Raw genomic sequence first — 25,037 nt, 5'->3', positions numbered from 1 at the left:
TAGAATGAAACTCAAAAAATTGGCAACTCTTGCGCTTACAGCAGCAAGTATCACAAGCTTAGCAGCCTGTGGAGGGAAAAGTGATTCTAAGGCCAGCAAAAGTGATGCAAGTATCGTTACTGAAATCAAAGACGACACAACAATCACTTTCTGGCACGCAATGAATGGTGAACAGGAAAAAGCTCTTACAAAAATCACTGAAGATTTTGAAAAAGCTAATCCAAAGATCAAGGTTACTCTACAAAACCAACAATCTTACCCAGACCTTCAAGCAAAAATCAACTCAACCCTACAGTCGCCAAAAGATCTTCCAACAATTTCACAGGCCTACCCAGGTTGGTTATATGACGCTTCTGAAAACGAAAAACTAGTTGACCTAACTCCTTATATTGAAAATGAAACAATTGGTTGGGGTAAACAAGAAAAAATCAAAGATAGCCTACTTGATGGGGCAAAAATCAATGATGTCCAATACGGTATTCCTTTCAACAAGTCAACAGAAGCTCTTTTCTACAATGAAGACCTTCTAAATGAATACGGTGTAAAAGTTCCAACAACTATGGAAGAACTTAAAGAAGCATCTAAAACAATCTACGAAAAATCTGGTGGAAAAGTTGTTGGTGCTGGATTCGATTCACTATCTAACTACTACCTACTTGGTATGAAGAATGAAGGAATTGACGTAACTAAAGATACTAAATTCGACAGCAAAGAATCTCAAAAAGTTGTAGACTACTATGCAGACGGTGTTCAAGAAGGATACTTCCGTACACCAGGTTCTGATAAATACATGTCAGTTCCATTTGCTAGCCAAAAAGTTGCAATGTTCGTTGGAAGTATTGCTGGTGAAACTTATGTAGCAAAAGACGCAGCAAGTGCTGGATTCAAATACGGTGTAGCTGTACGTCCTGCTAAATACAACCTTCAACAAGGTACAGATGTTTACATGTTCTCAAGTGCTAGCGACGAGCAAAAAACAGCTGCCTTTGAATTCATGAAATACCTTTCATCTCCAGAAGTTCAACTTTACTGGGCACAAAAAACAGGTTACATGCCTATCCTTGACTCTGTAATCAAGAGCAAAGAATACCAAGAATCTGAAAACACTAAGGTTCCAGCTATCCTAGAAAAAGATACTGAACACCTAATCTCATTCCCAGTTACAACAAATGCTAACGCAGCCCTAAACACAGAAGTTCGTTCAATCATCGAAAACATTCTTACAAATCCTAAGGGAGACCGTGAAAAAATGTATAAAGATGGTGCAAAACAACTAGATGATGTTTGGAACCAATAAGATAAAATAAAACAAGGCCTTGGCCTTGTTTTTTTGTTGGATTTTAATTTAATATCAAAATTTTAATAAATTTTATTTTACATTCGAATCATTTGACTTACTGGGTTTATTGGTATATCATGCATATATGATAAAGTTTACATGTGTAAACTATTATGTTGAACTTTTCCAAGTAAGATGGAGGTGTTATTTTGACTAAGGAAGTTTTTAATTTAGAAGGTATGTCATGTGCCTCATGCGCCCAAACAATTGAAAAAGTCGTCGGTAAATTAAAGGGAGTTGACAGTGCAGGTGTTAATCTAATCACTGAACGATTGACAGTTGACTTTGATCCAGACCTTGTAAATGATGATGATATTATAAAGGCTGTTGATAAGGCAGGATATAAGGCTACCAGCCAAAAGCCTAAAACAGCAAGTTCTTCTATGAAAGCTATGGACATGTCTCAGGGACAGGAATCTATGAAAATGGACCACAAGGATATGGACATGGCTAACATGAAGATGGACCATAAATCAATGGATATGTCTCAAGGGTCTATGAATCATAAGGACATGAATATGTCCGGTACGAAAATGGATCATTCTAATATGTCTGGCATGAACATGGATGATATGGACATGGCAGGTATGGATATGGACGACATGGGAGACATGGGTCTTGGTAATAATAAGGACGAAAGAATGAAAAATCTTTGGAAGAGGTTTGTTTATTCAGCAGTCTTTACCGTCCCTCTCTTATATGTATCAATGGGTCATATGATTGGTTTACCTCTTCCAGACTTCATTGATCCTATGACTCATCCCAAGGGATTTGTGGCCATCCAATTTCTTTTAACCCTGCCGGTTATGTTCTTTGGTCGCCCTATGCTTGTAGGTGGGATGAAGTCTCTTTTCAGGGGTCATCCTAATATGGACTCCCTTGTTGTCTTCGGGACAAGTGCTGCCTTCTTGTATAGTTTCTATGGTAGTGTAGAAACCTTCATGGGTAGCAGTGAATTTACCATGAGTCTTTACTATGAATCTGCAGCTGTAGTTCTAACCCTGATTACCCTAGGTAAATACTTTGAGGCCGTATCAACGGGTAAAACCTCTGAAGCTATCAGTAAGCTCGTTAATTTGGCCCCTAAAAAAGCAACGGTTATTAGAAATAATCAAGAAGTTCAAATACCTGTAAGCCAAGTGCAAGTTGGGGATTTGGTTTTGGTTCATCCAGGAGAAAAAATTCCGGTCGATGGTGTGGTTACCAAGGGATCTTCTTATGTTGATGAATCAATGATAACTGGGGAAAGTACACCGGTTGAGAAGAAGGTAGGAAGCCAAGTAGTCGGGGCAAGTATTAACAAAAATGGAAGCTTCGATTTTAAGGTTGAAAAAGTTGGTCAGGACACAGCTCTTGCCCAAATCATTAAGTTAGTTGAAGATGCACAAGCTTCTAAGGCACCAATTGCTAAACTTGCGGACAAGGTGTCTGGGATTTTTGTTCCCATTGTAATGGTCCTAGCACTTGTTTCAGGACTTATGTGGTACTTCTTAGGTCATGAATCATGGATTTTTGCCCTAACCATTACAATTTCAGTTCTTGTAATTGCCTGTCCTTGTGCTCTAGGACTTGCGACACCAACGTCTATCATGGTAGGAACCGGTAAGGGAGCTGAAAATGGTATCTTAATTAAGAGTGGTCCAGCTCTTGAAGGTGCTGGTAAAATTACAGCTGTCATGCTTGATAAAACTGGAACAATTACCGAAGGTAAACCTCAAGTTACAGATCTCTTGGTTTACGGCGGAACAAGCCAAGATGACCTCTTGCGCCTTGCTGGATCTGCTGAAAAATCATCAGAGCATCCTTTGGCTCAAGCTATCACTGATAGAGCCAAGGCTCAAAAGGTCGAGTTTTCAGACCTTACAAATTTTGAATCAATCACAGGTCATGGAATCAAGGGTCAAATTGATGGCCAAGAAATATTCATTGGAAATCCTAATCTAATGACTGATAATAAGATTGCAGTTGATGCACAGGCCTTAAATGATGCAGAAGCCTTATCTAAGCAAGCTAAAACTCCAATTTTTATTGCCTATAATGGAAAATTAATTGGTATAATAGCTGTAGCTGATGCCCTTAAAAAGGATAGCAAGGAAGCTGTCGCAAGGCTTCATAAGATGGGAATTAAGGTTGCTATGGTAACTGGTGATAATGCCAAGACTGCCCAAGCAATAGCTAGTCAGGTTGGAATCGATCAGGTTATAAGTGGTGTTCTACCTGAAGGTAAGGTTAATGAGGTTAAAAAACTTCAAGCCCAAGGTTATACAGTTGCCATGGTTGGGGACGGAATTAATGACGCTCCAGCTCTTGCCCAAGCAGATATCGGTATGGCTATAGGTTCAGGGACTGACGTGGCCATTGAATCAGCTGACATTGTTTTGATGAGAAGTGACTTACTTGAAGTTCCAATCGCTATTGAGTTGAGTCGTGCTACCATTAAAAACATCAAGGAAAACCTAATTTGGGCCTTTGGCTACAATATTTTGGGAATTCCAGTAGCTATGGGGCTTCTTCACTTGTTTGGAGGTCCTCTCTTAAATCCAATGCTTGCAGGAGCTGCTATGAGCTTTAGCTCAGTTTCAGTCTTACTCAATGCCTTGCGTCTAAAAAGGTTCAAACCATAAGAAGGAAAGATATAGTAGGAGAAGGATAAATGATTAAAACATATGAAATCTCAGGTATGAAATGTGAAGGTTGTGCCAAGACAGTTAAGGAAAATTTCCTAAAAGTTGCAGGTGTAGAAGACCTTAAAATCAATCTGGATGATAAAACGGTCCAAGTAACAGGACAAGTATCCCCACAAGATTTAGCTCAAGCTCTTGTAGGAACAAACTATTCCCTTATCTAAAAGAAAACACCCTCAAGTTTGAGGGTGTTTTTTTATGTTTTTTTGAAAAAAAGTATTTATATGGATATGATAATACAGTATGATGAATATACATAGTTAGGAAAGGGACGATATGCGAAGTAGGCGAACAAAGCCTAAAGAAAAGCTTGCAACTTCCGATAAGATAGCAATCATTGCACTGATTATCAACACTATCTTAGGAATCGCAAACTTATTCAAAAAATAAGTGAGGGAAGCGAAAGCTTCTCCACTGTTTTAAGTAAAAAAATAGCATATTGTTATAAAAAAGTCAATGAATAGAAAAATTAAAATTGCAACTTGGGTTGGCGTAGTTATATTTACAATACTTAATTTATATATTTGGTTTTTCAGGAGGTGAGAGAAATGGAAAAAAATATAAATGCAAATTTGGAATTAGTAAGGTGGGTGTTAGAAACTCAAACAGCATATAAGATAAGTAAAGTTACTGGGATTAGAGATACAACCATTAGCCGTTGGAATACTGGGAAAACAGAATTAAGAAAGATGTCTTTTGATAATGCCATCAAATTAACTGATTACGCAAGAACATTGAAAGAAAATTTATGAAAAATTAATTTTAAATATGAAAGGATAAGGCAATAAAAAATACTTGAAAAATGCGAAATAGACATTAAAATCAATCTCATCATTCTTCAAGTAAAGTTAAAATATCCAAGAAAATAACTTGGTGGCTGGAGGCTCACCCCCTCCAACCTTTGATTTTATTGTGTCATGAAAAGATGAAAAAGCAAATAGGTAAAAAATGGACAGTCGAGATTAATAAAACTACCAGAAGGCAGAAGATAGAAGGCCTTATAGGATGGTCATTGCTCATTATTATCCTAATTATATTGTTGGAGGTACTTTAAATAATGGCAACATCACAGACCGAAGCCAATAAACGTTGGCAGGAAAAAAACAAGGAGCGAACTCGCTATTTAAATGAGCGCTCAAGGGCGCGTGGGTTTATCAGGAACAAAGCTACCAAAGAAGATTTATTGGAGCTTAAAAATATCATAGAAGAAAAACTTGCTGAAGAAAAAGATTAGTAAGACTCTTTAGAAGTAAATAAAAAACCATTCAAACATAAGATTACGATAAAGGTGCAACTTTTCATCATCTCGTTTGAATGGAAAATAAAATTTTAGTAGCAGGGGTTAATCCCCCTCTACATTTTATATAATTATACACTAGACTATAAAAAAATACAATGGTAAAAAAATTTAAAAAGAGAATCGGAAAAGTTGAATCTACTTTTATAATAAGAAAGACAACCAGAAAAGAAAAAATCGATTTTTTGATAGGGTTGGTGATAATTGCTGCCTTAATCATAATTAGGATTTTTAGAAATAAATAAAAACACTGCTTAGCCACGAGAAAGTCGTGGCTTTTGCTATAAAATAGATCTATAGAAAAAGCTAAGTTTCTACCCACTTTAGATAATTGACAAAAAAACTAGTTTACCCTAATATTAAGAATGAATTTACTTATGAAAGGAAAGTTGAAATGAGAGAGGCTATGATTACAAATTTTAGGGATATTGGGGGCTATGAAGGTCAAGGTGGACGCTTGGAAGAGGGTATTTTTTTCAGAAGTGGTCAGCTGGTTGATCTAAATGAAGAACAGGAGAACTTTCTAAAAGATACCTGCAAGCTTGACAGAATTTATGACTTTAGAAGTATTGAAGAAGTAAATGAAGATCCTGATACGGACCTATCAGACATCGTTTATAATCACCTAGATGTCCTTGCTGATTTGAACCAAGGGGGTGCATTTTCACTTGAAGATATGTTTACAGAACTTGGTGATATCGATGAGGCCATGCTTAGAACCTATGAGGAGATTGTGTTAAGCCAGTCAGCAAGAAGCTCTTACCGTGAATTTTTATTAGATTTGATTGATAAAAAAGAAAGTCGAATTTTTCACTGTTTTGCAGGAAAAGATAGGACTGGTTGGGGAGCTTATTTGATTTTAAAAATTGCAGGTGTGTCAGAAGAGGATATCCTTGAGGACTACTTGGAGACCAATAAAGCCAGGAAGGAAGCAAATGACCTCATCATTAATCAGTACAGGGATCAAATAACTGATGAAGAAGTTGCAGCCTTAGAATCAGCCTTAACTGTTAAAGAAGAATACCTAAATCATGCCGTCAAAACGATTGATGAAAATTATGGAAGTTTTGAAAATTATCTCTTAGAAGGACTTGAATTACCTGCTAATTATCAATCGACCTTCAAGGATATGTACCTTCTATAATTTCTATAATAAAATTAAATTAAGGAAATAAGAATGGAAAAAATAGTCTGCCCCCATTGCGGTGAACAATTTACAATTGATGAAAACAGCTATGCTGATATTTTAAAGCAGGTTCACACTAAGGAGTTTAAGCGTGAAGTCGAAGAGAAGTTAAAAAATCAGAAGGAAGGCTTCTTGAAAGACAAAAAACTTGAAGAGGCAGAGTTAAGGGCAGAATTTGAAGATGAAATTTCAAAAATTCGACAGGAAAAATTTGAAGAGATTCAAAAAATAGAACACAAGCATTTTGAAGAAAAACAAAATCAAGAGAAAAAAGAAGGCCAGCTTAAGAGTCAGCTAGAAAAGGATTTAGCTGACAAAAGAGCCGAAATCGAGGCCTTAAAAATCCTGATGGACCAGGAAAAAACAAATTTAGAGCTTGCTGTTGAACGGGCTAAAAGTGAGCTGAAAGAAGAATTGACTTCTAAGGACCAGGAGATTTTAAATCTAAGTTATCAGATTAAACAGGCCGAAGCTGAAAAAAATTCTATGATTAAGGAAGTGGAAATTGAGCAGGACAAAAAACTTACAAGTCTTACTACAGAACTTCAACTTCAAGAAAATAAGTTTCAGCTGGAAAAAAATAATCTTATGCGGGAACACGAACGTGAACTCAAGCAGAAGGATACAGAGATTGATTTTTACAAGGACCTTAAGGCCAAGCAATCGACTAAAATGGTCGGAGAAAGTCTGGAGCAGCACTGTGAGCTTGAGTTTAATAAACTTAGGATGACAGCCTTTAGAAATGCTTATTTTGAAAAAGATAACGATGCTAGAAGTGGTAGCAAGGGCGACTATATCTACCGGGAGGTCGACGATTACGGTCAGGAAGTAATCTCTATCATGTTCGAGATGAAAAATGAAAGTGATCAGACAGCCAGTAAAAAGAAAAATGAACACTTCTTTAAGGAGCTTGATAAGGACCGCAGGCAGAAAAATTGTGAATATGCTGTCTTGGTCAGCCTTTTAGAGGCTGATGATGAACTTTATAATACGGGGATTGTTGATGTTTCCTACAAGTATGAAAAAATGTATGTCATCAGACCCCAGTTCTTCATCCCTATGATTACTCTTTTACGGAATGCAGCCTTAAATTCAATGAAGTACCGCCAGGAACTTGCTGAAATGCGTAAGCAAAATGAGGATGTAACAAACTTTGAAAAAGAACTTGGTGAATTTAAAAAAAGCTTTGGCATAACCGCCAAAAACTTCAATGGAAACTTAGAAAAGCTTGATAAGGAACTGGAAAAGAGTATTAAAAGTCTGACTACAGCTCGCGATGAACTCAGAAAAGCCAGAAACAACCTGGGTACGGCTGAAAACAAACTTGATGGTTTAACCATTAAAAAATTAACCCGCAATAACCCTACCATGCAGGAAAAGTTTGATGCCCTAAAATAAGAAAAAGTCGACCAATTGGTCGACTTTTTCTTATTTTTCTCTCTTACTGTACTGCTCGTTGATAACTTCTTCAAGAGTCAAATCGTACTTGTCGGCCAAAATAATCAGATTATCTAAGATACTTCCTAAATCACTTGAAAGTAGGTCCTTGGCCTGGGCAATTTTTTTATCATCTTGGAGGGGTTCTCCTAGAAGTTTTTCCGTCTTTTCTATTGATGCAACAAGCTCATCGACCTCTTGCCTAAGAAAGTTAATCCTAACCGTGGGATCATATTCATACCATCCCTTGTCCCGGTAAAAATCAATTGTCTGGTCTGTGTATTTTTCAAAATCCATGGTCAACCTCTTTCTTTTATAGCTTAAGGATATTCTAGTCCTTTTGCCCTTCGATGTACACACATACGGCTTCAGGAACCTTGAAGTCATGTTGAATTTCAGTTAGAAGGCCAGTTTTTTCATCGATAGCATAGGTAGTAACATTGTCGCTATCCTGATTGGCTGCAATCAAAACTTTACCGTCAGAAGAAAGGTTAATATCCCTTGGAGTATTACCAAAGGTTGAGATTGTTTGCAGGTGCTCAAGGCTTCCATCAGCAAGTGTCTTAAAGGCAACTACACTGTCGTGACCACGATTACTTGCATAGACAAAACGGTCATCAGCTGAGATTCTAATTGCTGCTGCCCCGTTAAATCCTTGGTGGTCATCTGGCAGAAGGCTGATTTTTTGAATGAAGTTAAAGGCACCCATTCCCTCATAAGAAAGCACCTCAATTGTTGAATCAAGTTCACAAATCAGGTAGGCAATATTATCATTTTTCTTGAAGACTAAATGACGAGGACCTGCTCCAGCTTTTGTGGCATAACGGTTGATTTCAGTCAATTTATCCTTAGGATCATAAGTAACTAGTTGATCAATTCCTAGATCACAGGTTACTAAATAACCATCAGGAGTCAAATCAGCAAAGTGGATGTGAGGACTTGCTTGATTTTCATGGGGACCAGAACCTAGATGTTCAACGCTATCTCTTAAGATTAAAGCCCCGTCCTCTAAGCGTTTGTAGGCTAAAAGTTGCCCCTTGTGATAGTTGGCCCCGTAGACTAGGTCTCTTTCCTCATCGACAGACAGGTAGCAAAGCGGAGCTCCAGCTTCTACCACGTGATTTATAAGTCTTGCATCCTTGTCAAAGGCTGCAATCCCACCTTCATTTTCAACAGCTCCAACACTATAAAGATGTTTTTTTTGGTCAATTGCCAAATAAGTTGGACTTGGTTCTTCAATATAAGTCTCTAAATTACTTAAAATTCCACTTTCAGTATCAAGATCTGCCCTGTAAATTCCTTTAGCCTCGCGGCGAGTGTAGCATCCAAAATAAATTTTTTCTTCCATAAAATTAACCCTTCTGTGATTTATTTATCTTTATCATAGCATATTTTTGAGAAATTTATGATTTCAAAGCTAGCATCGTTTATTGATTTATAATTGAAAAATTGTTAAAAAGTAGTAGACTGAAAGCGTAGGTTATTTTTTCAAGGAGGAGTAGATGAGTTTTTTAAGTAAATACCTGTGGTTAAATTTCATAATTTTTATTGGTCTTTTGGAGTATACAGACATTATTCCCTACTGGTATATTTTTATTTTTTTCATGTGGGCAAATATTTTTTACCTGCCTAAAATAAGGGCTAAGGCAGATATTTTTAAGGTGATATTCTTTTGGGTTACCTGTCTATTAGTATTTATTTTTGCCTATTTAACAGACTTTAAGTTTGGCCTATTTTATAATCTTTTATTCTTACCCAGCCTTTTTTCACCTAATCCCCGCTTTGATCTTTTTGTAAAAAAATTAATAAAGATCAACTAATAAAGACCTTAGGTCTTTTTTTGTTTAAAACATTCTGACATTTTAGCTTTACCTCTAGAATGTGTTATAATTTAAAGATAAATCAAAAGAATTGAAGGTGTATGAATGAATCAAAACAGGTCTTTTAGAACTTCCTGGTTCTACAAACTTTTTATTAATAACCGGGTCACCACAACCCTTGTAGTCTCACTTTTACTGCTACTAAATCTATTTATGATTAGCAAACTTGGATTTATTTTTGAACCCATCTTGGAATTTCTAGGAGTGGTCCTGCTTCCCATCGTTTTGGCAGCGATTTTCTACTATATCCTAAATCCAATTGTTGATTGGTTGGAGAAAAAAGGAATTAAGAGAAGTATCTCAATTATCTTTCTTTTTCTACTGCTGATTGGCCTGGTAATCTTTTCCCTAGCGGTCTTAATTCCAAGCCTTATTGACCATGTTCAGAGCTTTCTAGTTAATATTCCTAATTACATTAGCAGCAGCCAAAAGAGGATTAGCGAGCTTATTAAGCAGCCCCTTTTCGAGCAATACCGTCCGCAGATTGAAGAATTTATTAACAACACTGCCAGCAAGTTGATTGAAGCATCAAGGGACATTTCAAGGACAGCTGTTACAGGAGTTACAGGCTTTGTTTCGACAGCTACTAGCGTCTTTGTATCTGTTGCTATCTTACCTTTCATCCTTTTCTATCTTTTACGTGATGGTAAGAATTTAAAGGGCTATGTTACCAAGTTTTTGCCTGATAAAATCAAAGATCAGACAGCTGAAATCTTAACTGATGTTAACAATACTCTTTCAAACTACGTAAGGGGACAAGTTATCGTTGCCTTCTCTGTTGCTGTGACCTTAAGTGTTTTATTCTCAATTATTGGTCTGAAATACGGTATGACCATAGGGATTGTCGCAGGATTTTTAAATCTGATTCCTTATTTGGGATCATTTGTCGCCCTTTTAACAGCCCTTCTGGTTGCAGCAGCGACAGGTCCAATTATGATTGTAAAGGTTCTGGTCTGCTTTGCCCTAGAACAATTTGTCGAAGGACATTTGATATCACCACTAGTTTTAGGAAATAAACTTAAGATTCATCCGGTAACTGTTTTGATTGTCCTCTTAACTTCAGGAAAATTGCTAGGACTCTGGGGGGTTCTTCTAGGAATTCCTGTCTATGCGTCAATTAAAGTTATCATTAGCTACTTTTACAAGTGGTACCGCAGGGTCTCAGGACTCTATAGCCAACCCTTAGAGCTTACGATTGAAGTAGATAGCAATGATATAAAAATTAAGGAGGACAAGTCTTAATGTCTTATGCAGAACAAATGGTTGAAGCCTTACACAACCAAGATCTCGATCAGGCCGGAGAACTTTTAGAAAAGGCCTTGAAATTTGATGACCAGGAAATTCTTGTCGATCTGGCTGAATATCTTGAATACATGGGCTTTCAAGAGGAAAGCCGCAGGGTTTATGACCAGCTTATAAGTGCCAGTTCAGGCGACACAGGAATTTACATAAATCTTGCTAGTATGGCAGCTGACGATGGCGATTTTGATAAGGCCTATGAGTATTTGGCAGAAATCCCAGAAGATGATGAAAATTATCTAGCAGCCTTGGTTGAAACAGCCGATCTTTACCAAATGGAGGGCTTTTACGAGGCAGCCCTTGAAAAACTTAAGGTAGCCCAAGAGCTTTCTGACACACCCCTTGTAAATTTTGCCCTGGCTGAGCTTCTTTATAGTCAAGGGTCCTTCAAGGAAGCCATTAACAACTATGTAAAACTTGATGTAGAAGAAATCTACCAGGCAACTAAAATTTCAATCTATCAGAGGATTGGAACAGCTTACGCAAGCCTTGGTAAATTTGAATTGGCTCTAGAATATCTTGAAAAATCTCTTGATTTATTCCATGATGATAATGTTCTTTTTGAGCTAGCAAATATCAACATGGAACTTGGAGAAAATAAAAGATCAATTGCCTACTTTAAGCAGCTAGATCTTTTAAACCCTGATTTTCATGGCTATAATTACCTCTATGCTCAAGTTTTGGACAAGGAGGGTGATTACAAGGAAGCTAAAAGTATTGCCCTTGACGGCCTTAAAAAGAACAATCAGGATGTCCCCCTTCTGCATCTGTTATCAAAACTTTCATATCAGCTTCATGAATTTGATGATGCTGAAAAGTATCTGATTCAGGCCCTTGATTTTGCGGACATGCATGATGAGACAGTCTTTCTTTTAAGTAACCTTTACTTGGATCAAGAGGACTATCAGGCTGTTTTGAATCTCAAGGATTTACTAGATGAGGAGCATCTCCTAAGTTCTTGGAACTTTGCCAAGGCTTACTTAGAGCTTGATGAGGAAGACCAGGCAGAAGAACTCTTTGATGATTTAAGCAAGTACCTGTCAAACAATCCTGACTTTTTAATTGATTATATGGAAGTCTTAAAAAGAGTGGGACGGAGAAATGATTTTAAAAATCAGCTTGAAAAATATCTTAAACTTGTACCAGATGATGAAAGAATGCAAAGTGTCTTGTATGATTTTGACCAAGACCAGTATTAAAAGGTCTTTGAAAGTCTCTTTAGGAGGCTTTTTCTTTTTTTAATTTTTTTATAATATATCAGCTTAAAATGGGAAAGAAGTTGTGAAAATGATATCATAAAATTATAAAGAATTTCAAATGGAGGTTGGATGAAAAAGATATTGCTTAAAATTTTGTTTGTCGTTGCTTTGACTATTATAGGACTTTTTGCCTGGTTTAGTTTGTCGCCAAAACCTGGATCCTTTCTTATCAGGCAAGTTTTTGATCTCGATGCCAAGAAAAAGAAAGAAGAGATGGAAAAAGTGCTTCCGTCTTTTGATGTAGATGTCATGGAAAATATAAATTACCAGCCTGCAAGTCCTACTTCTAAGACCTATTTAGATATTTACCTACCTAATAAGTCTCAAGATAAGCTTCCAGTAATCATCTGGACTCACGGTGGTGCCTGGATTTCAGGCGATAAGAGTGATACCAGTCCTTATTTTAAAATGCTTGCGGACAGAGGTTTTGCTGTTGTGGCCCTTAATTATGACCTGGCTCCGCAAAAGAAATATCCAACTGCCCTTAACGAATTAAATGAGGCCTATGGATTTATCAATAATAAAGCTGATACTTATCATTTTGATACTAGTAAGATTATTTTGGCAGGGGATTCGGCTGGTGCCCAGCTTTCTTCTCAAATGGCAACCATTATTACCAATGAGGACTATGCTAGTAAAGTTGGAATTAAACCTAATTTAGCCAAGGAAAATCTCCTAGCGACTGTTCTTTACTGCGGAATCTACAATATGAAGGATTTAGCTCAGGCAGAAGCAAGTACTTCACCTATTATCGCATGGGGTTTTAAGACAGCTACCTGGGCCTACTTTGGAAGTAAGGATGTTAGTAATTCTTCTTATGAGGAAACCTCAATCAGCCAATATGTAAATAAGGATTTCCCTAAAACTTTCATCAGTGGAGGAAATGGAGATGGTCTAACCAAGGCCCAATCTCTTCCTTTTTCGGAAAAATTAAAGGAATTAGGCGTTGAGGTTCAGGAGTTATTTTATCCTCATGACTATCGACCACTACAAAAACACGAAAATCAATTTGTCCTTGATCAAAGCGGTTTAGCTAACTTTGAGAGCATGGTAGCCTTTATTAAGGAGCAGGTTAATTAACTCTTAAATTGAATATTCTCTTCATGATAAGTTAGAATGTTAGTTTTATTTTTTTATTAGTGCTATACTGGCACTAAAATGTCAGGAAGCAGGAGGAAAGAATGGTAGAAGAAAAATTTGGGGCTGACTTAGTCGTTGATAGCCTAATTAATCATCATGTGAAGTATGTTTTTGGTATCCCAGGTGCTAAGATTGATAAGGTTTTTGATACCTTAGAAGACAAGGGCCCCCAATTAATTGTGGCTAGGCATGAGCAAAATGCAGCCTTTATGGCCCAGGCTATTGGGCGTATTACTGGTGAGCCTGGTGTTGTTATTGCCACAAGTGGCCCAGGAGCCAGTAACCTTGCAACAGGTCTTGTTACGGCAACGGCAGAAGGAGACCCTGTTCTAGCCATTGGAGGTCAGGTTAAAAGATCAGATCTTTTAAAAAGAACCCACCAAAGTATGGATAATGCGGCCCTGTTTGAGCCGATTACAAAATATTCGGCAGAGGTTCAAGACCCAGAAAATTTATCAGAAACAATTGCTAACGCCTACCGTCAGGCTAAGTTTGGTAAGGCAGGAGCAAGTTTTGTATCCATCCCGCAAGATGTGGTTGATGCCAAGGTTCAAGTTGATGCGGTCAAGGCTTTGAAGGATCCACTTTTGGGATCAGCTACAGAAGAATTTGTGGACTACCTGAGTGAGCAAATAAAAGGGGCTAAATTACCTGTTTTCTTACTGGGAAGTGGTGCATCAAATGAGGAAGTTACAAGATCAGTAAGGGCCCTTCTTTCGAAAGTTGCCCTTCCTGTAGTCGAAACCTTCCAAGGGGCAGGAATTATTTCAAGGGAGTTAGAGGAAAATTTCTTTGGTCGTGTTGGACTCTTTAGAAATCAGCCAGGAGACATGCTTCTTAAGAGGTCTGATTTAGTTATAGCAGTGGGCTATGACCCTATTGAATATGAGGCCCGCAACTGGAATGCTGAAATTGATAGCCGGGTAATCGCCATTGATTCAACCTTGGCTGAAATTGATACTTATTTCCAACCAGAAAGGGAACTCATAGGAGATATTGCAAGGACCCTTGATCAATTGGCACCAAAGATTTACGGTTATAATTTACCTCAGGAGTCTAAGGATTATCTGACCGATCTCAGAGAGATTTTAAATTTCCCTGACTTATCGATTACTGAAAAAGAGGGAATTGTCCATCCTCAAGATGTGGTTTCTGTTCTGCAAAAGCATGTAAGTGACCAGGAAACTGTTACAGTTGATGTAGGTAGCCACTACATTTGGATGGCCCGCAAGTTCCGCTCTTACAGTCCGCGTCATTTGCTCTTCTCAAATGGAATGCAGACCTTGGGTGTTGCCCTACCTTGGGCCATTTCAGCAAGTCTTGTTCGTCCCGGTCACAAGGTGTATTCTATTTCAGGAGATGGCGGCTTCTTATTTTCAGCCCAAGAGCTTGAAACAGCCGTTAGGCTGAAACTTCCTATTGTTCATTTAATCTGGAATGATGGTCGCTACAATATGGTTGAGTTTCAAGAGGTTATGAAATACGGTAGGTCTAGTGGGGTTGACCTTGGTCCAGTTGACTTTGTTAAGTATGCTGAGGCCTTCGGTGCCCAAGGAATTAGGGTTAACTCCAAATCAGAACTTGATCAGGTTTTAGCCTCTATTGATTCAACAAAAGGCCCTGTCGTTATTGATATTCCAATTGACTACTCTGATAACATTAACCTTGGAAAAACCATTCTTCCCGACGAATTCTATTAAAAAGCCATCAATTTTAAATAAGAATACTATCCTAATAAACCCTAGTTTCTAGGGTTTATTCTTATGAAAACAAATGAAAGTTATTAAGTGAAAATTTGAAAGCAATTTGTAATTTTTGTCATCTTCGTCTATAATACTAAACTAAGAGTCAATTTTATTTGACGATTATAGAAAGTGTTTTGAAAGTGAGGATCAAATGTTAGGAGACACTAATAACAAGGAGCAGAAGGCTAGTTTAGAAAGGGGGCTAAGCGGACGCCACGTTGAAATGATAGCCCTTGGAGGGACAATCGGAACAGGTTTATTCCTAGGTGCAGGTGGTTCCATTCAAACAGCAGGGCCTGCCATTGTTTTAATTTATATGATTACAGGACTTTTTATGTTCTGGATGATGAGGGCACTTGGGGAGCTACTTTTAACGGACACTAATCAGCCAACCTTCATAGCTTTTATTGAAAAATATTTGGGTAAAAGAGCTCAATTTGTCATTGGTTGGACCTACTGGATTGGCTGGATTGTTATTGCCATGGCAGAACTTACGGCCATTGGAATTTATATGAGATATTGGTTTCCAAGTGTTCCTATTTGGATTTGGGAAATTATTTTCTTAATTGTTCTTCTGGGAATCAATGTTATTGCCGTTGGAGCCTTTGGTGAAACTGAGTTTTGGTTTGCCATGATTAAGGTTGTAGCTATTATTGCTATGATTGCGACAGGAGTTATCATGGTTCTTGCCCATACAAAGACTTCTGCTGGTTATGCAAGCCTATCTAATCTTTGGAAGTACGGCTTTGTAGCAGATGGGGGCAACAATCTTCTTTTAGCCTTCAAGATGGTCTTCTTTGCCTTCTTAGGAATTGAATTTGTCGGTACAACAGCTGCCGAGGCAAAAAATCCTGATCAGGTAATTCCTAAGGCCATTAATTCGATTATTATTCGAATCCTGATTTTCTACGTGGGAGCTCTACTGGCAATCATGTCCATTCAACCTTGGATTAACTACAATGCCAATGAATCACCATTCGTTCAGGTTTTTGCAGGTATTGGAATTACCGTAGCAGCTGGGGTTATTAACTTTGTTGTTCTAACAGCTGCAGCGTCATCTCTAAATAGTGGAATCTTTGCTACAGGACGTATGCTGTATTCCCTTACCCATAATAATCCAAAAAGTCCCTTTGCAAAACTAAGCAGAAATAATTTACCCTTGAATGCTATTTTATTTTCAACCCTCTTAATAGGATCTGCTGCCATTATAAATGTTATTCTACCTGAAGGAGCCTTTGAGGTTATTACCTCAATTGCATCAGCTGGATTTATTGGGATTTACATGACCCTGGTCTATGCCCACCTTAAATACCGCAAGTCAGATGATTTTAAAAATGGTCCACAGAAGTTTAAGATGCCCGGTGCACCTTACACTAACTACCTAACCCTTGCCTTTCTAGCTGGAATTTTTATTATCCTGCTTAGCATGGGTGAAACTAGGTTTGCAGCCCTGCTTGCTATTTTCTGGTATAGTCTGATGATTATCTTGAGTCGGAAAATTAAATAAAATAACCAAGAAAAAACTCACCGAATAGCTGGTGGGTTTTTCTTGACAGTTAAAACTGTATTATCTATAATAGTACACATAACATAAGTAAGGGGGAGGAAATGAATAAATTACCCATTTATGAGCAGGTTGCAGAAAATATCAAGTCAGAGATAACCAAGGGGCTTCTTTTACCTGGTGATAAGCTTCTTTCAGTCAGGGCCATGGCCATTAGGGAGAATGTTAATCCTAATACGATTGCTAAAAGTTATCAGGTTTTAGAAAGGGAAGGGGTAATCGTCTCCATACCTAATAAGGGATCTTTTGTAAATAAGGATGTTTTAAAGCTCCAAGAGGTTGAAAGAAAAGACAAGCTTCGCCTTTTATCAGAATCTCTTGATGAGGCATTAAGACTAGGGATTCAGGCGGAAGAACTACATGAGTTGATAAGGAAGGTAGAAAATGACTTTAAGGCTTGAAAATATAAGTAAAAAAATAGATGGAAGGATGATTTTAGAGGATATTAATCTTGAAATTCCAAAATCTAAAATTATTGGACTGGTCGGGCGAAATGGATCTGGAAAGACTACTTTGATGCGGTTAATCTCAAGTGAGATGACTCCAACAACTGGACATATTGATGTTCCTGTTGATGATGTCTTCTATGTTAATCCAGGGCAAAATTTCATGAGAACTTATTGCGCCCAGGAGATAGCAAAAATTATGAAGGTTTATTTGCCTAATTTTGACAGCCAGCTTTTCTTTAGACTTCTAGAAGAATCTAATCTAGACCTTAAAAAAACGGTGGCTAGTTTTTCAAAGGGTCAGGAAGCTCTCTTATACATTGCCTGCGGGATTGCTAGTAAGGTTAAATATGTCCTATTAGACGAACCCCTTGACGGCCTTGATCTTTTTATTAAGGACCGGGTGAAGGAGCTTTTAATTGATAGTATTGATCAGGGAAATTCAACCTTTATAATTGCTACTCATAATTTAAGTGAACTTGACGGCCTAGCTGACAGTATTCTTTTAATTAAGGATAAGAATATTGAAATTTATGATCCAGAAAGACTCGAAAATGTTAAGCTTCAATTTGTTTATGAGGGATCAAGTCTTCCTGAGGAGCTTTTAGAAGTGGCCCGTGTAATTGATAAGAGGGGTAGTGTTTGGCTGATAATTATTCCTGAAAACAGGATTGATGAAATGTTTTCAAACACAAGTAATTATAAGTTTGTTGAGGTCTTGCAACTAACAACAGAGGATGTCTTTAGGGTCGAGTTAGGATAGATAGGAGAATTAGGTGAAAAAATCAATAATCGCATACTGGAATCTAAGAAAAAATTTAATCACAGGAATCAGCCTTCTAATTTTAGCTCTAGGTTTTATTGGTCTGATTAGGGACCAAACTAACTGGAAAAATAGCAAGGAAGCTCTTGAGGAATTTATGGTTGATAATCACTATTCCAAGGAGGATTACCAGGAATTTAGGGGTGAAATTGAAGAATTAATTAAAAGTGGCAAGGGAAGTGATAGCTTTTATACTATCCCAAGACTTGCAGAAAGAGAATTTTCTACAAGTACATATGAGGAAGAAACCCCCAATTATTTGCAATTTCTAGCTTCCCTTTGGACTAGGAATGGACTCTTACACGGAGATGAAGCTGAGTCTGTAATCAACCTACTGCCTGAAAGTTATGAGGATTACAAGAAGGAATTGAACCAATTTTACTTAAAGGATACAGACTTTAGTCTTACTAAAAACGCTAAATCTTTATATTATAGTTATAATAATATAAATAATTTGGCTCTAATTCCCTTTAGTCTATTAGTGGCCCCTGCCCTTCTTATTCTTGTAAGTCTTGATCAAACCAAAAATTTAGGCCTCTTCTTCCTTCAAAGGGGGCGTAATCGTAACAAGCTTGTTTTTGGTCAACTGGTCTTCTTTGTAGGCCTACCCTTACTTTTAATAGGTCTAATCTCAATCCTTACTCATTTGACAAGAGGCCTGTTAATTCCAAAGGAATATGTGACCCTGCCTGTTGAATCTTTATGGTTATTATCTGGCTCATATATCTTCATGACTTTAATTGCTTGTATTTATATCCTCTTCATCGATGCCCTAGTGGGTCGTCCCATTTATAAGTTTTTAACAGCCATTCTTGGTCTGCCGGCCCTTCTAATCATTTTTGAAAGTTATGATGGTTCAAGACAATTTTTAAGCAGGTATATCTTGAATGTGGATTTAAAAACTAGCTTTTTAAACCTAGGTCTTGCCTTCTTAATCGCTGCCTTAATCTTCTCTCCTCTAATCTACTTGATGAACAAGGAATATTCCTTGGAGCAGGATAGGGAATATGTCAGACTTGATTTTCTAAGGCTTCCCTTTTACCTCTTAATTCTTGCTTTGGTTGTAGCTGACCTTCTTTATCCCCTATATATCAATAAATTTTGGTATGAATTAGGATTTGTGGTAATTCTATTTGCCTTTAGTATTTTAATAATCTTTGCCTTTCTAATTTTTAGGCCAAATTTTAAATACGGTAAAATTTTAAAAAAATAAGGAGCTGACTCGTCAGCTCCTTTGTTTATGATTTAGATAGTAAAAAAGGTATCTCAGCATCTGATAAGAAAAATAAAGGATGACAGTGCAAAATTCTAGTCCAGATATAAAGCTAGCAAATTTTGGGAAATAATACTCCAAACCAAGGGTCAGAAGCAAGATGCCCATAAAAATAAATAATAATTTCTTGTTCATAACTCTCCTTAAATAAACTTTCAAGCAAATACATGATAATAATATCACTTTTTACCAGAAAATAAAAAGTAATTTTTGCCTAAAAATCAGACTTAAGTAGGAACTTTATGGATATTGGTTGCGCTTTATTTACGAATGATGCTATCATTATAAATATGTGAAAGGAAGAGGTGGATATGTGAAAAATAGTAAACTTATGTCTTATGTAAAAATTATTGGGGGCTTAATGCTCTTGTCGTTTTCAATAAACATGTTTTTGGCCCCGCATCATGTGGCAGCAGGAGGAGTCAGCGGACTTGGTGTTATTATGGAGTACGCTCTTGGTGTTAATAAGGCTCTTGTGGTCCTTGTCATGAATATTCTAATGTTAATTCTTGCCCTTATTTTTCTCGGTAAAGACTCATTCATGAAGGTTCTCTTTGGAAGTTTGGCCTTTCCAGTAACCCTTGCAGTCCTACCAGAAGTTGCCCTAACTTCTGATCGTCTACTGTCAGTTATCTTTGGGAGTGCTATTTTTGCCCTAGGGGTTACTATCTTATATAATAATAATTCTTCTGCTGGCGGAACGACTATTCCCCCGCTAATCTTGCAAAAATACTTCGGTGTAGATACCTCAGTTGGTCTTCTTTTAACAGATGCCTTTGTCGTATCTCTAAACCTGGTTGTCTTTGGTTTTGAAGAGTTCTTGTATGCTATTCTATCAATTGTCATAACATCTCTTGTTATGTCTTACATTGAAACAGGGATTAATCGTAAGAAGACCTTGTGGATTATGAGTGAACATCATCTTAAGGAGATTCAAAATCGCCTTAAAAATGAAATTGATAGGGGATCGACCTTCCTTGATGCGCGTGGTGGCTACAGGGAAGAAAACAAGGAAATTATTATGATTGTTGTTGACAACCAAGAGTTTAATACCGTTAAGAAAATCATTGCAGAAGTTGATCCTAAAGCCTTTGTAATTGTAAACAATGTATCTGAAGTTCTTGGTCGCGGTTTTACCTACAGCCATATAGAATAAATAAATAATATAAAAGAATCCTAGGATTCTTTTTTTTCTTTGACTTTTTTACTTATAAACTTGATGCTGGGATAATTTTTAGCCAGCCTGTAGAGGCTCTTATTTTTAAAACCTTTTAGACCCTTTAGATAAAGAACCAATTTTCGGTGTTTGATATTTTCTTGGTGCTTGTAGAAAATATTTTTTAAACGCCATTCCTTAATACCTGCATTTTCCTTGTCATCTTTGTCTTCTTCCCTATCGGCCAATTGGTATTCAAATGAATGGGTAAAAGAGTAGGTAGATATAGCATCTGCAAGGATTATTATAAGCAGGAGAAAAGGTCCTATAAAATGTGTTTGGTAAATAAATTTAGTAATATATTTGCCAATAAAGGGTTCAATATAATCAATTAAAAGAAGGCAGCCAAGACCCCAGAATAGGGAAATGGGAAGGGCTACCCGCCCCTTGATATTAAAGGGAAGTTTGGAATAGTCCCACAATCTTAAATGGGCTACTTTTTCCAGCAAATAGCTTGCCAGGTATTCAATAATAGTAACAATAATTGCCGAATAAACATATAACTCAAAGGGGCTTCTAAAATTCTTTGGAATGAGAAGGAGACTTGCAGTAATCCCAAAGCCATAAACCGGACAGTAGGGCCCAAGCAGGTAACCCCGGTAGACAAAATGTCCCGCCTTTAAGGAGCAGTAGATGCTTTCCCAGACCCAGCCGATAATAGAATAGACCATGAAGGTCATAAAAAGTTGATAAAAATTTACTAATATTGAATGCATAAAATCCCCTGACCAATCTTTTTATATATTATAGCACAAGACAGATAACGTAAGATATTTGAAATAGATGGCCATTTTATTTATAATGAAACTAAGTTTATATCTTGATAACTTTTGGAGGTCTTTTTGGAAAATAAATTAAAGAAAATCTCACCCTATGATTTTGAATCAACAGATTTTTATGAAAGTCACGATTTTTTAATTAAAGAAGGTAAAAAATTAGGTGACTCAACAAGCTATGAAGAAGTCAGTGGGTTCATCCTTCAAAAAAGAAATATCTTTGAAATTTTAGATTTAAGGGAAAAACTTTTGGTTAAAGAACTGCTTCCTTTAAAATATCAAAGAATGTCGGTCAATCCCTTTTCTTTTTTTAGGGGAACGGCTGATTTAATGAATTATGATTTAATTAATGGCTATTCATCGAGTATCGAGGCCATAATCTGCGGCGATGCTCACTTGGCTAATTTTGGTTTTTACTCATCACCTGAAAGACAATTGCTCTTTGATGTTAATGACTTTGACGAGTCAAGGGTTAGCATTTGGGAATATGATATAAAAAGATTTCTAGTCAGTGCCCTTTTAGTAAGTGACAGTCAAAATTTGCCAGCGGACAAGACTGAAAAATTTCTGGAAAAATCCCTGCAAGTTTATAGGGACAGTCTGAAAAATATGGCTAGTATCCCGTCAATTGAAAGGGTTATTTTCCCTAATACAGTTGAAAATATTTTAGGTCCTTTTACCAGAGTCAGTGATGAAAGTACACAAAAAGTAATAAGAAAGGCTGTCAAAAAAGCCGTTCAAAGGGACTCTAATTCAGCCCTCTTAAAATTTACCCAGGTGGACGATAAGAACAAACGACTTTTCATTGAAAATCCGCCTGTAACCAAGCATATTGATCCAGATGACTACAAGAAGCTTGCAACCGGTTTTGAACTCTACAAGGAGACCATGAGGAGCAATATAAAGCTTTATTTATCCCAATGTAAGATTGTTGACATTGTCCGTCATAGCGTTGGCGTTGGAAGTGTTGGAACCTTATGCTACCTAATCCTTCTTCAAAACAATGATGGTAGCTATCTTATTCTTCAGGTCAAAGAGGCCCTGCCCATTACTGATGGTCATGAGGTTTATGCCAATAAGGATGAGCAAGGGCTAAATATTGTTAATAGTCAGAGGATTCTTCAAACAGCATCTGATCCCTTTTTAGGTTATTTTAAAATTGAAAACAAGTCCTTTTATGTCCGCCAATTTAGGGATATGAAAGGGTCAATTAAACTGGATAAATTGGACTGGGATTCCTTTAGGGGATATGTAGATATCTGTATCATTTTGCTAGCACGCGCCCATAGCAAATCCCCATCTTTTCCAATGATTATAGGCTATCTAGAAAGTCAAGATTGGATGATTAAGGCCCTTGTGGCCTATGCAAAAAATTATAGAAAGCAAGTGCTTAATGATTATAAGGACTTTTTAAGTAGGTTGAACAAATGAGTGATAGAATTTTTTCAAGATATTATAACCGCGATTTGAGCTGGCTGCTTTTTAATCGCCGGGTTATTAAACAATCACATAATTCTTCAGTTCCCCTACTAGAACGCCTAAAATTTTTAGCCATTGCCTCTAATAACTTGGACGAATTTTACAGTGTTCGTGTACCAGGAATCCAGGAAGTCTTGTCCCTTGATCCCCACGCAAGAGATAAGAAGACAGGACTTCTTCAAAAGGATGTGCGTAATAAAATTTGTGAGCGCAATCGTAAAAATATTAAGCTTCAGTACGGAAACTATAAGTATCTAACTGCCAAGGCCAGAAAAAAAGAGATTTTTGCCATCGATTCCTACAAGGGTCTTGATCAAAGGGAAAAGGAGCGGATGGATGAATACTTCAAAAGTAATATCTTCCCCTGCCTGACAACGACCCAGTTTGATCATTATCATGCCAAATCTCGCTATGTTGATGGGGAACTTAATATATATGTCAGATCTAGCTATGAGAACAGTGAAATAATTACCATTATTCCTTTATCAGACAAGTTAGATCGCTTGATTCCCCTATCGGTTCCTAATCACTATATTTTTCTTGAAGATTTAATTTTAAATAATCTTTCCGTCATCTTAAGTGACCATGAAATATCAAGTAAATTTGTCTTCAGGGTGACCAGGGACAAGGATATTGAAATTGACTCTGAAATTGATACCAGTATTTTGGAATCTGTTGAAAAATACCTTGAAGAGCGGGAAAAAGGGAAACCATCAAGGCTTGAATATGCTGGACGAGATGTTAATAAGGATTCAAGTGATATAAACCTTTTATCAGAAACCTTAAATCTGGATAAAAAGTCAAGTTATCATATCCCAGGACCACTTGATTTAACCTTCTTGTTTAAGCTGGTTGCCTTTTACGGTGCCACCCATAAAGACCTTGTTTACAAGGAATTTTCTCCCATCATCCCAGCACCAGATGAGGATATCTTTAAGAAGATTGATCAGACACCCCTCCTTTTAGAGCACCCTTTTGAATCCTTTGACTATGTGGTCAAACTTTTGAGCCAGGCTGCAAGTGATAAGGATACGGTTGCAATCAAGCAGACCATTTACCGGGTGGCAGAAAATTCAAAGATTATTGAAGAGTTAATTCGAGCAGCAAAAAACGGGATTCAGGTGACAGTTGTTATTGAGCTGAAGGCTAGGTTTAATGAGAAAATGAACTTGGCCTTAGTTGACCGTTTAGTCGATGCGGGTTGTTATGTAAGCTTTGGAAAAGAGGGTTATAAAACCCATGGTAAGCTTCTTTTAATTGTCAAAAAGACAAAAAATACCACTAAATCCTATGTTCATATAGCCAGTGGTAACTACAATGAGGATACCTCAAAGGCTTATGTAGACTTATCATTAATCACTTCAAATCCTAAGTATGTAGAGGATGTTGAAAATTTTTTCAACTATATTGTAAATGATATTAATCCGCCCCAATATAATCTAATCTCAACCTCGCCTAACTTACTAAAAGAGCAACTCCTTGAAAAGATAAAGGCCATGAAACTCCATTACTTGAGAACGGGTCAGGGTAAAATTTTCTTTAAAACAAATGCCCTAACTGATTGGGAAATTATTGACGCCCTTTATAGTGCCGCAAAAACTGGACTTCCGATCAGGATGGTAGTCAGAGGAGCAAGCTGTATGAAGCTTGGCCTATGTGGTCCCAGGGAAAATATTGTAATTTCAAGTATTGTTGGCCGCTTCCTAGAACACAGTAGGATATATGCCTTTTACTGGGGAGAGGATAGTAATATTGCTGAAGCTGACATGTGGATTTCATCTGCTGATTTAATGACCAGAAATATGGATGACAGGATTGAGGTAGCAGCACCGATCATTGATTTCAAATTGAAGGAAAAACTTGCAAAGATAATTAGAATCTACGAGAGTGACTTTAAGGACGCTTCTTATTTAGACCGGGAAGGGAACTACAATAAGTTGGCTCTTCCAGGTGGGGCAAGTGCCCAGGAGACTTTCATCCAATTAGCCGAGGAAGGAAAGAAATTAGAGTCAGTAAATATTAAGAAATTAAAAGGCCCCGAACTTTCAACAAAGAACAGGGGTAAAAGCTTTTTAAGAAGATCTAGTGATACAAACTTTAGGTTCAACCGTTTTTACAATGTCATTATGATTATCCTTATTTTAATAATCATATTTTTAATTGTAACTTGATTTGCCAGTAATTTTATAAAATC

General features: G+C 37.1%; 21 protein-coding genes. 18 read left to right on the top strand and 3 right to left on the bottom strand.

Annotated features, from left to right (window positions below; genetic code table 11):
* The first annotated feature begins 4 nt into the window (after positions 1-4).
* The 7 genes from OZX60_03775 (at position 5) to OZX60_03745 (ending at position 7,904) form a co-directional block, all read left to right on the top strand.
* Positions 5-1,297, top strand: coding sequence for an ABC transporter substrate-binding protein (locus OZX60_03775; GenBank protein ID WEV44567.1), 1,293 nt, complete (start codon positions 5-7; stop codon positions 1,295-1,297).
* 191 nt (positions 1,298-1,488) lie between these two features.
* On the top strand, positions 1,489-3,963 hold the full coding sequence (locus OZX60_03770; protein ID WEV44566.1) for a heavy metal translocating P-type ATPase: 2,475 nt from the start codon (positions 1,489-1,491) through the stop codon (positions 3,961-3,963).
* Positions 3,964-3,992: 29 nt separating this feature from the next.
* A complete protein-coding gene (locus tag OZX60_03765) occupies positions 3,993-4,187 on the top strand; it encodes a heavy metal-associated domain-containing protein (protein WEV44565.1) in 195 nt (64 codons plus the stop codon).
* A 384-nt stretch (positions 4,188-4,571) separates the two neighbouring features.
* Positions 4,572-4,775: an XRE family transcriptional regulator gene (locus OZX60_03760; protein ID WEV44564.1), complete on the top strand. Its 204-nt coding sequence runs from the start codon at positions 4,572-4,574 to the stop codon at positions 4,773-4,775.
* A gap of 305 nt (positions 4,776-5,080) precedes the next feature.
* Complete coding sequence (locus tag OZX60_03755; protein ID WEV44563.1) at positions 5,081-5,257, top strand: hypothetical protein; 177 nt, start codon at positions 5,081-5,083, stop codon at positions 5,255-5,257.
* A gap of 457 nt (positions 5,258-5,714) precedes the next feature.
* A complete protein-coding gene (locus tag OZX60_03750; GenBank protein ID WEV44562.1) occupies positions 5,715-6,464 on the top strand; it encodes a tyrosine-protein phosphatase in 750 nt (249 codons plus the stop codon).
* Positions 6,465-6,497: 33 nt separating this feature from the next.
* A complete protein-coding gene (locus OZX60_03745) occupies positions 6,498-7,904 on the top strand; it encodes a DUF2130 domain-containing protein (GenBank protein WEV44561.1) in 1,407 nt (468 codons plus the stop codon).
* 30 nt (positions 7,905-7,934) lie between these two features.
* Here OZX60_03745 and OZX60_03740 read toward each other — a convergent pair whose 3' ends face one another.
* Positions 7,935-8,240 (bottom strand): MazG-like family protein, encoded by a 306-nt coding sequence (locus OZX60_03740; GenBank protein WEV44560.1) that lies wholly within the window; start codon positions 8,238-8,240, stop codon positions 7,935-7,937.
* 34 nt (positions 8,241-8,274) lie between these two features.
* On the bottom strand, positions 8,275-9,291 hold the full coding sequence (locus OZX60_03735) for a lactonase family protein (protein WEV44559.1): 1,017 nt from the start codon (positions 9,289-9,291) through the stop codon (positions 8,275-8,277).
* 577 nt (positions 9,292-9,868) lie between these two features.
* On the opposite strand from OZX60_03735, the gene OZX60_03730 reads away from it, so the two are divergent.
* The 9 genes from OZX60_03730 (at position 9,869) to OZX60_03690 (ending at position 20,528) form a co-directional block, all read left to right on the top strand.
* A complete protein-coding gene (locus OZX60_03730) occupies positions 9,869-11,065 on the top strand; it encodes an AI-2E family transporter (GenBank protein WEV44558.1) in 1,197 nt (398 codons plus the stop codon).
* On the top strand, positions 11,065-12,321 hold the full coding sequence (locus OZX60_03725; GenBank protein WEV44557.1) for a hypothetical protein: 1,257 nt from the start codon (positions 11,065-11,067) through the stop codon (positions 12,319-12,321). Before OZX60_03730 ends, OZX60_03725 begins: the two co-directional genes overlap by 1 nt.
* A 129-nt stretch (positions 12,322-12,450) precedes the next feature.
* Complete coding sequence (locus OZX60_03720; protein WEV44556.1) at positions 12,451-13,461, top strand: alpha/beta hydrolase; 1,011 nt, start codon at positions 12,451-12,453, stop codon at positions 13,459-13,461.
* 101 nt (positions 13,462-13,562) lie between these two features.
* Positions 13,563-15,221, top strand: coding sequence for an acetolactate synthase AlsS (gene alsS / locus OZX60_03715; GenBank protein ID WEV44555.1), 1,659 nt, complete (start codon positions 13,563-13,565; stop codon positions 15,219-15,221).
* Positions 15,222-15,417: 196 nt separating this feature from the next.
* Positions 15,418-16,773 carry an amino acid permease gene (locus tag OZX60_03710; protein WEV44554.1) on the top strand — a complete coding sequence of 452 codons (1,356 nt, stop codon included), beginning with the start codon at positions 15,418-15,420 and terminating at the stop codon, positions 16,771-16,773.
* Positions 16,774-16,874: 101 nt separating this feature from the next.
* Positions 16,875-17,231, top strand: a complete 357-nt coding sequence (locus OZX60_03705) for a GntR family transcriptional regulator (GenBank protein ID WEV44553.1) — start codon at positions 16,875-16,877, stop codon at positions 17,229-17,231.
* Positions 17,215-18,039 (top strand): ABC transporter ATP-binding protein, encoded by an 825-nt coding sequence (locus OZX60_03700; GenBank protein ID WEV44552.1) that lies wholly within the window; start codon positions 17,215-17,217, stop codon positions 18,037-18,039. The genes OZX60_03705 and OZX60_03700 overlap by 17 nt, the downstream gene beginning before the upstream one ends.
* 13 nt (positions 18,040-18,052) lie before the next feature.
* Entirely contained in the window at positions 18,053-19,312 is a 1,260-nt protein-coding gene (locus OZX60_03695; protein WEV44551.1) for a hypothetical protein, read from the top strand.
* Positions 19,313-19,685: 373 nt separating this feature from the next.
* A complete protein-coding gene (locus tag OZX60_03690; GenBank protein ID WEV44550.1) occupies positions 19,686-20,528 on the top strand; it encodes a YitT family protein in 843 nt (280 codons plus the stop codon).
* A 20-nt stretch (positions 20,529-20,548) separates the two neighbouring features.
* Here OZX60_03690 and OZX60_03685 read toward each other — a convergent pair whose 3' ends face one another.
* Complete coding sequence (locus OZX60_03685) at positions 20,549-21,304, bottom strand: hypothetical protein (protein WEV45844.1); 756 nt, start codon at positions 21,302-21,304, stop codon at positions 20,549-20,551.
* A gap of 126 nt (positions 21,305-21,430) precedes the next feature.
* On the opposite strand from OZX60_03685, the gene OZX60_03680 reads away from it, so the two are divergent.
* The gene (locus OZX60_03680; GenBank protein ID WEV45843.1) at positions 21,431-22,795 is read left to right on the top strand and encodes a DUF2252 domain-containing protein; all 1,365 of its coding nucleotides are present in this window, start codon (positions 21,431-21,433) and stop codon (positions 22,793-22,795) included.
* Positions 22,792-25,014, top strand: a complete 2,223-nt coding sequence (gene ppk1, locus OZX60_03675) for a polyphosphate kinase 1 (GenBank protein ID WEV45842.1) — start codon at positions 22,792-22,794, stop codon at positions 25,012-25,014. The genes OZX60_03680 and ppk1 overlap by 4 nt, the downstream gene beginning before the upstream one ends.
* Positions 25,015-25,037 lie beyond the last annotated feature (23 nt).

This window comes from Streptococcaceae bacterium ESL0687 (genome assembly GCA_029392475.1).
Taxonomy (GTDB): Bacteria; Bacillota; Bacilli; order Lactobacillales; family Streptococcaceae; genus Floricoccus.
The sequence above is the reverse complement of the archived record's forward strand: the minus strand, read 5'-3'. Positions and strand labels throughout refer to the sequence as shown.

Coding starts and splice junctions, on each gene's coding strand:
- OZX60_03775 (WEV44567.1), top strand. CDS start 5: ATGAAACTCAAAAAATTGGCAACTCTTGCGCTTACAGCAGCAAGTATC.
- OZX60_03765 (WEV44565.1), top strand. CDS start 3,993: ATGATTAAAACATATGAAATCTCAGGTATGAAATGTGAAGGTTGTGCC.
- OZX60_03760 (WEV44564.1), top strand. CDS start 4,572: ATGGAAAAAAATATAAATGCAAATTTGGAATTAGTAAGGTGGGTGTTA.
- OZX60_03755 (WEV44563.1), top strand. CDS start 5,081: ATGGCAACATCACAGACCGAAGCCAATAAACGTTGGCAGGAAAAAAAC.
- OZX60_03750 (WEV44562.1), top strand. CDS start 5,715: ATGAGAGAGGCTATGATTACAAATTTTAGGGATATTGGGGGCTATGAA.
- OZX60_03745 (WEV44561.1), top strand. CDS start 6,498: ATGGAAAAAATAGTCTGCCCCCATTGCGGTGAACAATTTACAATTGAT.
- OZX60_03740 (WEV44560.1), bottom strand. CDS start 8,240: ATGGATTTTGAAAAATACACAGACCAGACAATTGATTTTTACCGGGAC.
- OZX60_03735 (WEV44559.1), bottom strand. CDS start 9,291: ATGGAAGAAAAAATTTATTTTGGATGCTACACTCGCCGCGAGGCTAAA.
- OZX60_03730 (WEV44558.1), top strand. CDS start 9,869: ATGAATCAAAACAGGTCTTTTAGAACTTCCTGGTTCTACAAACTTTTT.
- OZX60_03725 (WEV44557.1), top strand. CDS start 11,065: ATGTCTTATGCAGAACAAATGGTTGAAGCCTTACACAACCAAGATCTC.
- OZX60_03720 (WEV44556.1), top strand. CDS start 12,451: ATGAAAAAGATATTGCTTAAAATTTTGTTTGTCGTTGCTTTGACTATT.
- alsS (WEV44555.1), top strand. CDS start 13,563: ATGGTAGAAGAAAAATTTGGGGCTGACTTAGTCGTTGATAGCCTAATT.
- OZX60_03710 (WEV44554.1), top strand. CDS start 15,418: ATGTTAGGAGACACTAATAACAAGGAGCAGAAGGCTAGTTTAGAAAGG.
- OZX60_03705 (WEV44553.1), top strand. CDS start 16,875: ATGAATAAATTACCCATTTATGAGCAGGTTGCAGAAAATATCAAGTCA.
- OZX60_03700 (WEV44552.1), top strand. CDS start 17,215: ATGACTTTAAGGCTTGAAAATATAAGTAAAAAAATAGATGGAAGGATG.
- OZX60_03685 (WEV45844.1), bottom strand. CDS start 21,304: ATGCATTCAATATTAGTAAATTTTTATCAACTTTTTATGACCTTCATG.
- ppk1 (WEV45842.1), top strand. CDS start 22,792: ATGAGTGATAGAATTTTTTCAAGATATTATAACCGCGATTTGAGCTGG.